Genomic DNA, 15255 nt, shown 5'->3' on the forward strand with positions numbered 1-15255 from the left:
TCAGATGCGCATAGTTTGCCGCAAAGAATCCTAACTTCATTTCCTTACCTCCGTTCATTTTATGTTATTATACTTCACATCAAAATCTCTTTACTTTACGCTGCATTTTTTGAAAATGTTGTTTTTAGTTGGTTTCTGTTTGTTTACGTCTCTATGATATACCAAAAAACGCTTCAAGTCAACAGAAATGAAAGAAATATAGCATGAATTTTTTGACAGTATGTACGGACATTTTTCCGTTTGCCTGTCCCCGGCTCACTTTTCATATTGAACCGCTTCCCCGGAATAAAATGTTACTTGTTACGCCCGGAATCCTTCTCTTCAAATATACAGCAAAGGCTGCGGAACATAGGTTGCCGCAGCCCTCGTGTATACAAATCAAAAAATTTATGGAATACTTATTTACGCGCTTCTTTTACAGCCGTGACCATTTCCTTGGCAATCCGCGTAATCGACTCGTAATCGCCTGTTTTTGCTCCTGCTGTAAGGTCTCCGCCTGCGCCTACCGCAACCGCGCCGGCCTTAATCCATTCACCTGCGTTTGCAGCATTTACGCCGCCCGTCGGCATGATGCGCACCTGCGGCAGCGGCCCCTTGATGTTCTTAATCATCTTCGGACCCGCAAGGTTCCCCGGGAACAGCTTCACGATGTCCGCGCCCGCTTCCAGGCAGTCAACCGTCTCTTTAATCGTCATGGCACCGGGCATACAGGCAACCTGGTAACGCAGGCACATTTTTACCGTATCTGCATTCAGGCAAGGCGCTACGACAAACTGGGCGCCGGCGAGAATTGCCGCGCGAGCCGTTTCCGGATCAAGCACCGTGCCCGCGCCGATCAGTACATCCTTCGGATCATAACGCTTTGCAAGCGCTTTGATAATATCAAGAGCTCCCGGCACCGTAAAGGTTACTTCAATGCCGATGATTCCGCCTGCGATGCACGCATCGATAATCTTCATGACTTCTTCTTCATTGTTGCCGCGCACAACCGCCACAACGCCGCACTCTTCCAGTCTTCTCAGAACTTCTAATTTTTCCATATTATCCACCTACTTATTTGTTTAAAACATACGGGCAATCCTCGCCCGAGAGAACCGCGATCACATTATCGACCGCCATGCTGCCCATTCCGCTTACCGCTTCCGCCGTATGCGCACCCGTATGAGGGGTAAAAATCACATTATCGAGTCCCTTTAAAGGAGAATCGATGAGCGGCTCCTGTTCAAATGCATCGAGCCCGAGCCCGCCGAGCTTTCCGCTCTTCACGGCGTCTGCCGCTGCCTGCTCATCAATGATTCCGCCGCGCGCCGTATTGATTACAACCGCGCCGTCTTTCATTTCAGCAATTTTCGCCGCGTCGATCATATGGCGGGTAGAGTCATTAAGCGGTACATGCAGGGAAATAAAATCCGATGTAGTGAGAACCTCGTCGAGGTCCATTTTACCAATTCCATTTTCCTTTGCAAACGCTTCATCAAAATACGGATCGTAGGCATTGACCGTCATTCCAAAGGCTTTCGCCCGTGTCGCAAGATTTTTCCCGATTGCGCCCATGCCAACGATGCCAAGCGTTTTCCCGCGGAGTTCGATGCCCTGGCTGCGGGGCCATTCGCCCTTTTCAACCGCCGCATGGAGTTTTGGAACGTTTCTCGCCGCACACAGCATCAGGGCAAACGCAAGTTCGCAAACCGCCACCGAATTTGTCCCCGGCGTATTGGTCACTTTAATTCCCTTTGCTGCTGCCGCAGGCATATCCACACGATCCACCCCCGCGCCATAGCGGGAAATAACCTTCAAGGATGCCGGCGCTTTCTCCAGCACATCTGCGGTAATATAATCGAGACCGGCCACGTAACCGTCTACGCCATCAAGACGCTCGAGTATTTCTTCCGCCTGCAACGGCCGTCCAAGGTCATTATAAACGACTTCATCTGCAAACGCTTCCAGCTTTGCCTTTGCCGCAGCATTCTCCGGCTTCAGGAAGGAAGTGGGAGTTACCAGGATTTTCATGCTCATTCACCCCACTTAGGATTCGGCACCGCCACCGCTTTGCCGTCTTTTTCCACAACAAGGTTCCTGTAACCCTTCGTCTCGATCGTACCATAATCATGGCCCGCATCTCCACGGAATACAAAGAACGTTACCAGCGGCGTATCGCCAATGTTAATGCTCCTGTGGGCATAACGCTTGGGAACATAGACAGCCTCGCCGGCCGTCATTTCCTGCAGGGACCAATCCCCTTCCGGGCTCTCGAGCAGCATATAGCCGTGCCCGCTCAGGCAGTAATATACTTCCCCGGTGTCGAGGATTGTATGGAAATGCCCCTTCGTCATGAAATACTCGTCCCCGACCTTGCCCGGATATGTGATGCTCGTACCAAATGCAAGATCACCGGGAAGTTCGGGCGCGCCCATCTCATAAAACTCATACACAAGCGGATCATCCCCGCCTGCGAGCATTTTGTCAAAAGCCGCATCATCCGCATACATTCCCTTCATCTGGGAAAGATAACGTTTTGTGCTTTCCGCTGTTTTGGAAAGGCCGTTTACCAGATCAAAATCACATGTAAATCCGCGTACCCAATCAAATTTTTCCGCATTACCCATTTATTTAAACCTCCGAATATCAGTGCCGCATATGCGGCCAACTGGAGAATGCCCCCTTATGCGCCTGCGGCGCAGCAAAGGCCTGAATTCCAAGAATCAGGGTTCCGCCGCCAGTTCAGCAGCGGAACCCTCTTTGCTTCCAATTTACCTCTGGTTGAATTTTGCAGCGATCTTATCAAGCTCATCAAGAACCTTGCCTTCGATCGGAATATCAAACACTTCGGAAATAACCTGGGTCCATCCATAGATGAAATACTTCCAGCCATCTTCCACATGCAGGTTCTTTTCCTTTGCCTGCGCTTCTGCCTGATGCATGAACAAAAGGTCTCCGCGATAGTTGATTTCCCATACGAGGCCATCCTGCGGGAACTGCGCCGCATCCGTGAGCGGGCTGCCCGGACGGTCCTTACCAAGGCCGGTCGCGTTAATAATCAGCGAGCCCTTGCCCATTTTTTCCATAACCTTATCATTCTGGCCCGGTTCGGGGGTCAGGTAGTAAGAGCATTTTACACTGCCCGGATTGAGCGTCTTGTTGATCGCTTCGATCTCGTCCAGCCTCGGCTTGGAACGGTTGCCGATTATGATTTCGCCCGGATAGTTCCCTTCAAATTCAGGGCGCATAAAATAGGAGCACATGGAAATTGCGCTTCCGCCCGCACCCATAATGAATACGCCTGCTTCCGGATGATCTTTCCAATAGTTTTTGGGAACAAATTCTTCCAGTGCAAGGCCGCTCGAAATCGGGTCTTTCGCATGTCCGCACAGCTTATCGCCCCTCTTGGAAATAGAGGACAGCTCGCCAAACTTCTGCGCATACGGATCGAGATATTCAAACATATCTTTTGTTGCATTGTAAAGGTCAATCTTATGCGTCGTCACGAGCGCGCCATAGGACAGCGGGTCATTTTTGATGAACTCGACTACCTTTCTGTATTTTTCCGGTTCCGCATGAATCTCAATATCGATCCCCTTCATGACCGTATCCTTGAGGCCGAGAGCCTTGGCCCATTCCGGGAATACCTTCATGATGGAAGACTTCCCTGTGGTCACCCCAATGAAGTACATTGTCGGTTGCGTTGCAGGTTCAAAGTTAAACATTTTTTTACACACTCCTTTTTTCTTATTCCTTACTTATTTTCAATGCCTGCTGCGGATTTACAACAAGCATTTCATGCATAATTTGCTTCCCGATGCCACGCCCTTCCATAAAAGGAATAAACGTTTTCAGTATGAAATCAAGCCCCATGTCTTTCGCGCCATAGCTGCGAAGCCGCGCGTTTGTCGTATCCAGTCCTAAAAGCATCTGCGCGGCAAATCCCTCTTTGAGCATGAATTCGATCAATTCCGCTTCTTTCACATCATCATGATATTTTAGCCTGTGAATTGTATCATACTCCATAAACGCACCCGTTTGTGCGCATTCTTTGTTATAACCGAAATCATAGCGCGCGCGGTCAAGGTGGCATAAAAGCAAACGCTCCGGGCCCAGGCCCTTTTTCACAAAAAAATCCACTACATGCAGCGCGTCCGCCTCCTGTTCGATATGAACCATGACGGGAGCTCCTGTGTAAAGCGCCGCATCCGCGGCGGCCTCAAACAGTTTTTCATACGTTGCATCTGCGTGGATTCCATTTTTATCAATTGCCGTTTTGATCTGCCCGGCCCGGCAGTTAAGGCGTTTTGCCCCATCCTGCTTGGAGGAAAGCATCCCCTCTTCAATTTCCCCGATATAAAGCCTTGCAATTTCGTCGGCGCTTTTTTTGAAAATATAGCTGTCCTCGTAATAAAATACCGTCTTATGGAAACCGGTGGATGCAATAATTTTAACGCCGCTTTCCGCAGATGCCTTTTCAAGCAGCTCTGCCATACGTCCGCCGAGTACGGGTTGTGCATCGACTATCGCACCGCCGCCCGCGGCACGATAGTCGTTTAATTCAGCAAGAGATTTTTCGTAGTCGTCCATATACAGCACCGGGGCTACCTCGTAAGACTTGTCCATCTCGAGGAAAATATGCTCATGGCATTGGCAATGCCCCAATGTTTCCGGGGAAACGTCCCCTGTTACGGTTCTTACAAAATCACTCATCTGCACCCATTCCTTTATCCGAATGTTATTACATTCTTAAGTCCTTTTGCGGCCTTCGCGTTATCAAACGCCACCAGAATATCCTTAATATCATAATGCCCGGTGATAATGCTCTTGATGTCAATCAGGCCTTCCGACACAAAATCAAGGGTCTGCCTGAACTGGCAGATGCTGGCACGCGTCGAGCCTGTAAGAAACAGCTCTTTATAGTGCACAAGGTTTGTATCGATCGGCACGGGCTGCTTTGCCGCCGGCACGCCGCCAAAGAAATTCACGCGGCCGCCATAATTCATCAGCGGAAGCATCGCCGCCTGTACGGCCGGCACAGGGCATGCCGTGATTGCTACATCAAGGCCTTTTCCCCGGGTCTGCTTCTGCACAAAGCCCGGAAGATCGTCGCCGCTGTAGGTCACAATTCCCGGAATAATTTTTTCGCATTCCGCAAGGCGCTCCGCCGACAGGTCATTCATCATGACCTTTGCCGCCCCGGCCATCTTGGCAAGCATCGCATGCATAATGCCAATCGGGCCCGCCCCCACAACCAGGACATATTCTCCCGGTTTGATGTTGCACTTCAAGGAACCGTTATATGCGCAGGAAAGCGGTTCGTTTACCGCGGCTTCTTCCGCTGTTACCCCTTCCGGCATTACCATCAGGTTCCCAAAGATAATCGCTTCCTTCGGCACTTTTACATATTCGGCAAACGCGCCGTCCATGTTAATCCCGAACGCTCTATAATTATCGCACAAATGAGGCTGTCCTGCAACACACCTGTCGCAAATTCCGCAGCCGATATTCGGCGCAAGCGCCACTTTCATGCCCTTTTGGTAAAATTTTACATTCTTTCCGACCTCAACGATCGTTCCGCCGAATTCATGACCAAGTACGCGCGGATGCTCCGCGTCCACTCCCGCATATCCGTTCTGCCACATACGGACATCCGTACCGCATACGGCGGCCGCATCCACCTTAAGTAAAATTTCATCTTCGTTAATCGTGGGAACCGGAATATCATCCAGCCGGATATCGTTCGGTCCATATAATCTTAATGCTAACATAAATTCCTCCTTAAAGCTCAATAATGCGCTTTTCTGCAATCGACTGGTTTCCGATCTCCACGATCTTCACCGCCATTTTTCCGTCGTGCCCCGTTACCTTCGGTTCCGTATCATTCTGGATGCATTCCGCAAATCCGATATCTTCGGCAAGATAAGCGTCTTTAAAGAGCGTCATCCAGCTGTTAATGTAAGGCGTGGAAATTCCGCTTTCCGGAGCAGCCACCGTATAGTTGCTTCCGTTCTCTTTCCCAATGTGAATTACGCCCTTCGTACCCACAACCTCGACCTTCGCGTCGTAGCCATACTGCACATAAGCCGCACCGTCAATGGAATATTGAACGCCGTTTTCAAATACGCCCGACATCACAACACTGTCGTAATAATCCGGATATTCTTCCGCAACTTCACGGTTCCGGTAATTCCCCGCAATCGCATAAACGGATTTAATCTCGCTTCCCGCAAGCCATCTCACGCAGTCAATATCATGGCTATTGAGCTCGGCAAGAACGCCATTGCTTTTTTTGATATCGTACATCCACGGACGCGGCTTGCTGGGGCCGCGCGTGTTGGAACGGATCAATACAACATCGCCGATCACACCCGAGTCAATCACTTCTTTTGCCTGGATGAAGCTTGCGTCATGCCGCCTCATAAAGCCAATCTGCAGCTTGATATTGTTCTTCTTTGCGGCAGCTTCCATTTCTTCGCATTCCTGCGAATCCATTGCCATCGGCTTTTCGCAGAAAATGTGCTTGCCTGCATTCGCGCAATTAATTACAATCTCTTTGTGCAGATTGGTGGGAGAAACAACCACCACAGCATCAATCTCGTCGTCTTTCAGTACGTCTTTATAGTCCGTATAATATTTTGTTATTTCCAGCTCTTTCGCAGCCGCCTTTGCCGCATCTTCCACAACGTCGACAACCGCCGCCATATAAGCGCCGTTTACCTTGTTTTTGAAGTTGTTTGCATGAATCATGCCCGCGCGTCCTGCGCCGATCAGACAAATTCCAATTCTGCCGTTTTTCATATTCTTCCTCCTCCGGAACGCCTAAAATCTGGTATGAAAGCTCAAGTTTTCCATTACCTTTATTATACTGAAACCATTATCGTTTTGCAATACTTTGTTATCATTTATTTTCGCTTTTTATGAATATAGTATCGTTTTGCTTACATTCAGGCAATTTCAGTGGTCACATCCTCGCGTTCAAGAAGCTCCACATATTCAGGGTCCACCCCATTGTCGGTGATAATCAGGTCGATATCCTTAAGGTCCGCAAACTTTACAAAGGTGGACGTATCAAACTTCGTACTGTCTACAAGCAGGATTACTTCATCACCCAGTGACACCAGCTTTTCCTTCACGTGGGCGGTATCAATATTCGGGGTCGAGATACCGCGTTTTACACTCACGCCGTTTGCTGCCAGGAAGGTCTTATCTACATTGAGGTCGGAAAGCGTATCGATCGCCTTCTGGCCTGCCGTACAATGGAAATTCCGTCGTACCGCCCCGCCGGCCATAATGATGTTGGCTTTCCCGTTGCGTTCCAAAAAAGCTGCAATTTGAAGGTCGTTTGTCACAACCGTTAAATTTTCATACGTCACCAGCAGCTTCGCAAGCTCAAACGTCGTAGTCCCCGTATCAAGGGCAATCGTGTCCCCTTCATGCACATACTGTGCCGCACGTTTTGCAATCGCTTTTTTCTCGTTGACGTGCTCTACTTCCTTCTGATATGCGTTCGGCTCATAATTTGCCTTAATATTGCTGATTGCCCCGCCGTGCGTCCGCTTTAAAAGTCCCGCTTCCTCAAGCTCACGCAAATCGTTCCGAATGGTTGCGGGAGAAACGGAAAACTCTTCGCACAAATTATTTACCGTTGTTTTGATATTTTTATTTACCAAATCGACAATCATATGCTTGCGTTCTTCCGCAAACATACCGTCTTCACCGTTTCTGTTCACTCCTTCAACCTTCCTTTCCTACCCTTCAATCTCATATACGTCACTCTTATAGATCGGTTCCAGGGCGCTGATTACATTCAGGTACTGTTCCGCAAATTTCTGGTATTTCTCGTGGTTCTCCATGTTCGGCTGGAAGGAAGCGCCTTCTTTTCCAAGATTTTTCATCGGTTCTTTGTAATCATTGAATGCTCCCACCCCGCAGCCTGCGATAATTGCGCTGCCCGCAAGAGCCGTTTCTCCCTGTTCATAGGCAATGACCGGAATACCGAGGACGTCCGCCTTGATCTGGTTAAAGAGCGGACTCTTGGAACCGCCGCCAGTCGTATAGAGCTTTTCAAACTTGGTGCTCTTATGCTCTTTTTTCAGGATGTTGAAATAATAGGCATATTCATAGGCAATTCCTTCCATAACCGCGCGATACATATGTCCCCTGCCATGTTTCCAGTCCAGCCCGATAAAGCTTCCTTTCACGTAGGGATTGTTCGGCAGCACCCGGCCGCTAAAATGGGGAACAAACAAAATTCCCTCGCTGCCGGCCGGAAGGTCTTTTGCTTCGGCCATCAGGTCATCATAGGAAGCTGCCGGTTTTCCGGTAAATTCATCGCGGAACCATCTCACGCACAGGCCGCCGCCGTTGATGTATGCGAGCGGATGCCATAACCCCTCGACCGGGGAAGGCATTTGCACCAGCGTCTCGAATTCCGTATCGGGGTGGTATTCATCCGATGCACAGCAAAGCACCGACGCAGTTCCAGCCGTATCCATCAGCATACCCGTTTCGATCATACCGGAACCAAATGCCCCGGCGGCAGTATCTCCCGCGCCTACCACAACCGGTATCCCTTCAATCAGGCCGCTTTGCTTTGCAAACTCCGACGTCGTCTTCCCGGCGATGTCGAAGGAGGATGCGATACGCGCCATTTTATCCTTCGCAACGCCAAACAGGTCCAGTAATTCGTCGGACCATTCCTTTTTCAGATTGTCGCCTAAGTTGGAAAAATGAATGCAGGTATGCGTAAAGGTTGCTTCTTCCCCCTTCAACCCGCACATTTTTCCGACCACATATCCGCTTGGAAGTACAAATTTCGCCGTCTTTGCGTAAGCCTCCGGCTGCTCGTTTTTCCACCATAATATTTTAGGGCCATGCGTATAGGAGGCCGGGCCGCCGCAGATTTCAATAATTCGCTTTCCGGCCCGCTGCTGCATTTCGTGCATATATTTTCCGCAGCGCATATCAAGCCATGAATCATAATAGGTAGAAGCCTCTCCGTCGGCGCCTACTCCCATAATCCCGGCAGACTGGCTGTCAATTCCGATGGAGCATACGTCAGAGGGCGAAACCTGCGATTTTTCCATAACTTCCTTTATGGTCCGTACGCAGGAGCCATAGATTTCATCCGCTTCCTGCCATACCACTCCCGGCTTCGGGCTGATCAGGTTGGACACTTCAAACGCATCCGCCACCATGTTCATATCCGTATCGAAAAGAATACATTTTGTCCCTTGTGTCCCAATGTCCAAAGAAATAATATACTGCATCATCAATCCTCCTATTTCATTTTCACATGAATAAAAATAATGTTTTTATTTGCAATTGTTTATTTTCGTTTGTTATCATTATAATGCTTATATAAAAAGGTGTCAATATGAAAGCGGCTTTCCAACATTTTTTCTATTGAAATCCTGTGTCTTTCTTTTGACAGGATAAAGAAAAACTCCTGTCCGCCCAATCGGCAAACAGGAGTTTTGTTTTGCTTTTGGATTTGTTTAATCCCTTTTCTTATGCTGCAACAGCACTGCGCCGATAATAATTGCGCCTTTTACTGCATTGACCAGATATACGTTCATGCCGACGATCGTCAGGATGTTATTGATAACACCCAGTATGATAACACCGAACAGAACGCCAATCATGTGGCCTTTACCACCTTCCATGGCGATACCACCGACAACCGCCATAGCGATTGCATTCAGCTCGTATCCGTTACCGGAAGAAGCCGAGTTGATGGAATTCATTCTGGAAGCCTCAATAATCGTTGCAATTGCAACTGTGATGCCCATGAGCAGGAAGGCCATGATTTTGACCTTATCTGTGTTAATACCGGAAAGCCTTGTCGCCCGTTCGTTGGAACCGACCGCATAGATTCTCCGTCCAAGCACCGTATACTTGGAAATGTAGAAGCAGACAAAGAAAACAACCGCGAAATAGATCAGCGGCAGCGGGAAAACCCCACCGATTTCATAGTTTGAAATCTGCTGGAATGCATCTACTTCACCGGAAATTCCCCGTGCGTCCAAAATAAAGATTGCCAGTGAACGGTAAATGTACTGCATACCCAACGTAACGATAAACGACGGAACCCGTCCTTTGGTTATGATTGCGCCTACGCCTGCCGACAATCCGCAACTAAAGAGTACCGCCACAATCAGCGCAATAACAATGTTCCCTGTCGCGTTCAGTACGGACAGCAGGACGATACCGACGACAACAAGTTGCGTACCGACCGACAAATCGATATTTCCGGTAATGATGACAAACGCCATACCGAAAGCGATAATTCCAAGCACCGTGTTATTACGGAATATATTGATAAAGTTTTGTCCGTTCATGAACGTTGCGCCACCCAGGATCGTAGCTACAATGATCAAGCCAACGGCTACCAGGATAATGGAATATTCCCTGACAAATTTATGCCACCCGGTATTCTTTTTCATCTCTTTTACTTCTTCAGACATTATTTTGCCCCCTCTCAGTCTAATATACCGCCGGTAGAGAGTATCATAATGGCTTCTTCAGAGAGCTCGCTGCGCTGCAGTTCTCCCTTAAGTACGCCATGATACATAACCAATACACGGTCGCAAATTTTTAAGATTTCCTGTGCTTCACCTGAAGTAACAATGATTCCCATCCCCGCCTTTGCAAGTTCCATAATAATTCCATATATTTCATTTTTAGCGCCAACATCAACGCCTTGCGTCGGGTTTGACAGGATCATAATATCAGGGTCTGCGGTCAACCATTTTGCAAGTACCACTTTCTGCTGATTTCCGCCGGAAAGGCTCGTAATCAGATTGGCAAGATTGTCCACTTTTATATTCAGCTTTTCCTTGTATTCCAAAGCAACTTTGCTTTCTTTCGCACGTGAAAGGGACAATCCGTTCTTATATTGATCCAACGTGACAATCGTCATGTTCTGCATAACGGTCAAGTCTTTTATGATTGCATTTTCTTTCCGGTTAGAGGGAAGCATTCCAATTCCTGCTTTTTTCGCTTTCGCAGGATGGTTATACTTTACAACTTTCCCGTTTTTCTCAATTGTTCCGCTGGCAAAAGGCATATCGCCGAACAAACCGCGTACCAATTCGTCTTTACCATCCCCGAGCAATCCGGTAATGCCAAGGATTTCTCCCGCATGCAAATCGAAACTTACATGATCGACATGCTTTTCAATGCATAAATCGCTCGCCTTCAGGATGACCTCTCCGATTTCATGAGGCTTATATACCTCTACATCCATGACACTTTTACCAACCATCATCCTGGCAATGTCAGCCTGCTTCGCAAGCTCTCCATTTTCAGACTTGATCGGATGCGTCCCGACCATTTCTCCATTCCGCAGTACAGTATAGTAATCACAGAATTCGACAACTTCCCCCAGTTTATGCGAAATAAAAATAATGGTAACGTCATGCTCCTCGATCAGGTTGCGCATAATCGAAAACACGTTTTCTACTTCGGGCTGGGTCAGGGACGTCGTCGGCTCATCCATGATGATGAGTTTGGCGTCCATCAGAACAGATTTCGCAATCTCGACAATCTGCTTGTAAGAGGCCTGCAAATCCCCCATCATGGCCCGCGGGTCAATTTCAACATGCATTCGTTCAAAAACTTCTTTCGTTTTTTGAATCATGGTGCTTGCATCCATTGTCGCGCCCTTATGCAATTCATGTCCCAAAAACATATTTTCATATACGAACAAGTCGTTTACAACATTCAATTCCTGATGAATAAACGCGACTCTGTTTTTTTGTGCCTCAGCCGGATTTGATATTTTCACCGGATCCCCAAACAATTCAATACTGCCGCTGTCCATGGAAATGACCCCGCCTAAAATGTTCATCAGCGTTGTCTTGCCGGCGCCATTTTCACCAAGCAGTGCGTGAATTTTTCCTTTTTCCACGCTGAAATCAACGTTTTTTAATACGGGAACGCCGCTGAAACCTTTGTTTATACTATTCATTTTCAGTGCATATTCCATTTACGTATGTCTCCCTCGCTCATGGTCTGGCAATTTTCTCTCATCACTGCCAGTTACAAAAATCCTCTTGAAATAATCCAACGGGGTCATGATGGCCCCGTTGGATATTTCTTCATAGTCACATTCTCTTCACAAAGCTATGCTTAGTAAGGAGCATCCTCCGTGATGTTGTTGTCTTTCAGATACTGCTCAACATTTTCGCGGTCAACATTCGACGTCGGGATGATTGTCTTCTGCTCAACTGTTTCGCCCTTGATCAGCTTGTCAGCAATTTTAACTGCGTCAGCCATCATGTAAGGAGCGTACGTCTGAGAAGAAACCCAGATGTCCGGATAATCATCGAACAGGTCGAAGTAGGTCTTCGCGCCGCCACCACCGGTGATAACTTTGATGTCCGTTCTGCCGGCTTCTTTGATAGCCTGCAGGATACCCTGGGACATTTCATCGTCGGAAGAGTAGATTGCATCGATTTCCGGGTTAGCCGTGAGTACGTCGGACATAACTGTCAGAACCGTCTCAGGAGCGCCGTTGTCGGAAGCATATTCGCCGATGATTTCGAGTTCCGGATGCTCAGCCGCAACGGATTTGAAACCATCAACACGTTCCGTGAAAATCTCGCCATAGGACGGGATGTTCATGATAACAACCTTGCCGCCGTCCGGGCCGAGTTTGTCAACGATGTATTCGCCGCCTGCAACGCCCATACCGGTGTTGTCGCCAGCTACATAGTAGTCAGGCTGTACATCACCCAGCGTACGGTCGAAGTCGATCAGCGTGATACCGGCATCGAGAACCTTCTGTGCAGCAACTGCCAGTTCGTCGTTGTCAGGCATCATTACGATGTACTCGCAACCCATCTGGATCAGCTCGTCGATCTTGTTTGCCTGATCGTTTACGCTGTCAGATGCAACCAGCACGTAGTTGAGGCCAAGCTCTTCAGCCGTCTGCTTTGCAGACCACTGAACTGCCGCAACCCAACCCGTCGGGTTGTTCGGTACCGAGATACCTACGAGCGGGCCTTTGCCGTCCGCTGCAGGTTCAGATGCTTCCGTAGAAGCCTCTGCAGACGCTTCCGTGGACGCTTCAACAGACGCTTCCGTAGAAGCCTCTGCAGACGGCGTTGCCGCCGGTGCTGCGCAGCCAGCGAACATAGCAACAGCTAAGATAACGCAGACCACAAGAACCAAAGACTTTTTCATGTTTTGTTTCCTCCTACTTAGTTCTTAATATCTCAAACAGGGTTTATACCCCATATTGAGCTGAATAAATGTGATTCAAGAATAGTTCATCGTGAATTTCCTCATTACGGTTGTATTATACTTCACGTGACTTCAATTTTCAACTACTTTTTTGTATTTATTATCAATCTCCTGTTATTTGTTCTCTCTTTAAGCTGCTTTTTAGAAAGCTTTTGCTATCATATGTTAATGTTTATTCGCATTTCTGTCTTTTTAATATTACTTTGCAGAATTTACGCTTATTTCAGCGCCGTCACAGTACTCATCCAAAATTATTCCTTGTGTAGAATCATATGTATCGTACAGAATTTAATTCCCTTTGTCAATCATTATTTCCTTTTGTTTACAAAAATGTTAGTAACGCCTGCAATTCACATTTTTGCCACGGTGATTCCACAAAAAAACCGTTCCATTATCAAACAGAACGGTTTTGGTGCCGAAGACCGGGATCGAACCGGTACGGGGGTTAAATCCCGCAGGATTTTAAGTCCTGTGCGTCTGCCAGTTCCGCCACTTCGGCATAAAAACAAACACTAACACTGACCAATATATTTTACCATAAACAATGGTGCAATACAATATGGCCCCGCTATTTTTCGTTCTGTTTATCCTTATTTGATTATGGGCCGCGGGGTCAAATCTATGCCCCCGCGGCCTTTATCACTTGCTTACTCTCCCACAAATCAGGTGTGATTCTGGGTTAATTTTCCTTTTTCCTTGCGTACGTTTACCAAAACATTTGTGTAATACTTATTGTATGTGCAGCATCCGATACGCTCCTGCCTGATCAACAGCTCAAGGCAATTATCGCACAGCGTGCAGAAATGAATGTCTTTCTCGTTGCCGTCTGCAAGCTTTTTGGGCAGCAGCGGATCAGCGAAGGACTGGCGGCCAAGGCCGATCATGTCCACAATACCTCTTTCGATGTTATGCGAACCAACCTTGAACATCGTGTTGTCTTTCGGATCGATCATCTGCAGGTTCTTGTTTCCATTGCCCCATACGGAATAGTTGGAGCCGATCAGGACGGTTTCCGGCTTAAGAACCTTTTTGAACTCCTTCTGGAAATACGGATGCAGATAAGCAACATAAGGATAGTTCTTTTCCGCCTGCGTGAGCGTAACCGTGATCGACGGGCTGCCTGCGGACTGGACAATGTACTGCGCCCCGCGCTCTTCAAGGCCTTTAATCAGGTCGAGCGGCTCTGTCAGGTCAAGGATCGGCGAATCCGGGCCTTCCGTTCCGAAACCGCCCGGGAAGCCCTCCCATGCGGAAATTTTGGAACCGATCAGGAAATTCTTATCGTTGATTTCCTTGGCAATTCTCTCATACAGGTCAAAAGCAAAGCGCCTTCTGTTCTCCCAACTTCCGCCGTATTTCCACTTACGGCTGTTAAACGGGCGCAGGATTTGCGAACCAAGGTAGCCGTGGCACAGCTTCATGTCGATGCCGTCCGCCCCAACGTCATGGGCGATCTTGGCAGCCAAAACAAAATCGTCGATGATTTTATCCACTTCCTCTTCCGAAAGCAGGTCCCCGCCATAGCTGTAAGAAGGCATCACCGTTACCCTGCGGGAAAACTTCGGATTGCTCAGTTCGCCGGAATGCGTCAACTGGAACACATTCAGTACGTCTTTGTTGACTTCCTTCAGCCTCTTCATAAATTGAGTAAGAGCGGGAACGTTCTTTTCCATAATCATCAGCTGGTTCATTCTGGAGCGGCTTTCCTGTGTGATGGAAATTGCTTCCAGGTCGACCAGGCCCCAGCCGCCCTTATACAGGTTTTCATATCTCTGTAAAGTAAGGTCGGTCGGATTACCGTCCGCATCTGCGTCCGTGCATTCCATTGCCTGCACGAAAAATCTGTTTTTGCACTCTCTTGTGCCGATCTTAATCGGATCAAGCAGGGTTTCCTTGTAACTCATTTCAGTATCCTCCTAAAATTATCTGGTGTTCCAATATTTGACTCGTTCATTTTAAGCGATAAGCGATCTATTTTTCGCAGGGATTGTTGAAAATCTTATCGCGTCTTCCCTCATACGGCGC

13 protein-coding genes and 1 tRNA gene are annotated in these 15255 nt (G+C 48.1%); all 14 read right to left on the minus strand.

The window, feature by feature from the left end:
- Window positions 1-398: 398 nt before the first annotated feature.
- Window positions 399-1040 carry a bifunctional 2-keto-4-hydroxyglutarate aldolase/2-keto-3-deoxy-6-phosphogluconate aldolase gene (locus tag BBD38_RS13995; RefSeq protein ID WP_066689317.1) on the minus strand — a complete coding sequence of 214 codons (642 nt, stop codon included), beginning with the start codon at window positions 1038-1040 and terminating at the stop codon, window positions 399-401.
- Between the two features lie 13 nt (window positions 1041-1053).
- A complete protein-coding gene (locus BBD38_RS14000; RefSeq protein WP_066689320.1) occupies window positions 1054-2016 on the minus strand; it encodes a phosphoglycerate dehydrogenase in 963 nt (320 codons plus the stop codon).
- Complete coding sequence (locus tag BBD38_RS14005; protein ID WP_066689321.1) at window positions 2013-2606, minus strand: glucose-6-phosphate isomerase; 594 nt, start codon at window positions 2604-2606, stop codon at window positions 2013-2015. The genes BBD38_RS14000 and BBD38_RS14005 overlap by 4 nt, the downstream gene beginning before the upstream one ends.
- 144 nt (window positions 2607-2750) lie before the next feature.
- Window positions 2751-3704: a shikimate dehydrogenase family protein gene (locus BBD38_RS14010; protein WP_066689322.1), complete on the minus strand. Its 954-nt coding sequence runs from the start codon at window positions 3702-3704 to the stop codon at window positions 2751-2753.
- Between the two features lie 22 nt (window positions 3705-3726).
- The gene (locus BBD38_RS14015; protein WP_066689324.1) at window positions 3727-4692 is read right to left on the minus strand and encodes a phosphotriesterase family protein; all 966 of its coding nucleotides are present in this window, start codon (window positions 4690-4692) and stop codon (window positions 3727-3729) included.
- A 14-nt stretch (window positions 4693-4706) separates the two neighbouring features.
- Complete coding sequence (locus BBD38_RS14020) at window positions 4707-5750, minus strand: alcohol dehydrogenase catalytic domain-containing protein (RefSeq protein ID WP_066689327.1); 1044 nt, start codon at window positions 5748-5750, stop codon at window positions 4707-4709.
- Between the two features lie 10 nt (window positions 5751-5760).
- A complete protein-coding gene (locus tag BBD38_RS14025; protein WP_066689329.1) occupies window positions 5761-6780 on the minus strand; it encodes a Gfo/Idh/MocA family oxidoreductase in 1020 nt (339 codons plus the stop codon).
- Between the two features lie 146 nt (window positions 6781-6926).
- On the minus strand, window positions 6927-7712 hold the full coding sequence (locus BBD38_RS14030) for a DeoR/GlpR family DNA-binding transcription regulator (protein WP_235829145.1): 786 nt from the start codon (window positions 7710-7712) through the stop codon (window positions 6927-6929).
- Window positions 7713-7730: 18 nt separating this feature from the next.
- Window positions 7731-9254, minus strand: coding sequence for a xylulokinase (locus tag BBD38_RS14035; RefSeq protein ID WP_066689331.1), 1524 nt, complete (start codon window positions 9252-9254; stop codon window positions 7731-7733).
- 225 nt (window positions 9255-9479) lie between these two features.
- Window positions 9480-10448 (minus strand): ABC transporter permease, encoded by a 969-nt coding sequence (locus BBD38_RS14040; protein ID WP_066689332.1) that lies wholly within the window; start codon window positions 10446-10448, stop codon window positions 9480-9482.
- A gap of 14 nt (window positions 10449-10462) precedes the next feature.
- A complete protein-coding gene (locus tag BBD38_RS14045) occupies window positions 10463-11971 on the minus strand; it encodes a sugar ABC transporter ATP-binding protein (RefSeq protein WP_066689334.1) in 1509 nt (502 codons plus the stop codon).
- 143 nt (window positions 11972-12114) lie between these two features.
- Window positions 12115-13170 (minus strand): substrate-binding domain-containing protein, encoded by a 1056-nt coding sequence (locus BBD38_RS14050; RefSeq protein ID WP_066689336.1) that lies wholly within the window; start codon window positions 13168-13170, stop codon window positions 12115-12117.
- Between the two features lie 470 nt (window positions 13171-13640).
- Window positions 13641-13729, minus strand: a tRNA-Leu gene (locus BBD38_RS14055).
- Window positions 13730-13892: 163 nt separating this feature from the next.
- Window positions 13893-15134, minus strand: coding sequence for an oxidoreductase (locus tag BBD38_RS14060; protein ID WP_066689338.1), 1242 nt, complete (start codon window positions 15132-15134; stop codon window positions 13893-13895).
- Window positions 15135-15255 lie beyond the last annotated feature (121 nt).

This window comes from Christensenella intestinihominis (genome assembly GCF_001678845.1).
Classification (GTDB): domain Bacteria; phylum Bacillota; class Clostridia; order Christensenellales; family Christensenellaceae; genus Christensenella; species Christensenella intestinihominis.

Coding starts and splice junctions, on each gene's coding strand:
- BBD38_RS14000 (WP_066689320.1), bottom strand. CDS start 2,016: ATGAGCATGAAAATCCTGGTAACTCCCACTTCCTTCCTGAAGCCGGAG.
- BBD38_RS14050 (WP_066689336.1), bottom strand. CDS start 13,170: ATGAAAAAGTCTTTGGTTCTTGTGGTCTGCGTTATCTTAGCTGTTGCT.
- BBD38_RS14060 (WP_066689338.1), bottom strand. CDS start 15,134: ATGAGTTACAAGGAAACCCTGCTTGATCCGATTAAGATCGGCACAAGA.
- BBD38_RS14040 (WP_066689332.1), bottom strand. CDS start 10,448: ATGTCTGAAGAAGTAAAAGAGATGAAAAAGAATACCGGGTGGCATAAA.
- BBD38_RS14020 (WP_066689327.1), bottom strand. CDS start 5,750: ATGTTAGCATTAAGATTATATGGACCGAACGATATCCGGCTGGATGAT.
- BBD38_RS14045 (WP_066689334.1), bottom strand. CDS start 11,971: ATGGAATATGCACTGAAAATGAATAGTATAAACAAAGGTTTCAGCGGC.
- BBD38_RS13995 (WP_066689317.1), bottom strand. CDS start 1,040: ATGGAAAAATTAGAAGTTCTGAGAAGACTGGAAGAGTGCGGCGTTGTG.
- BBD38_RS14035 (WP_066689331.1), bottom strand. CDS start 9,254: ATGATGCAGTATATTATTTCTTTGGACATTGGGACACAAGGGACAAAA.
- BBD38_RS14010 (WP_066689322.1), bottom strand. CDS start 3,704: ATGTTTAACTTTGAACCTGCAACGCAACCGACAATGTACTTCATTGGG.
- BBD38_RS14015 (WP_066689324.1), bottom strand. CDS start 4,692: ATGAGTGATTTTGTAAGAACCGTAACAGGGGACGTTTCCCCGGAAACA.
- BBD38_RS14005 (WP_066689321.1), bottom strand. CDS start 2,606: ATGGGTAATGCGGAAAAATTTGATTGGGTACGCGGATTTACATGTGAT.
- BBD38_RS14025 (WP_066689329.1), bottom strand. CDS start 6,780: ATGAAAAACGGCAGAATTGGAATTTGTCTGATCGGCGCAGGACGCGCG.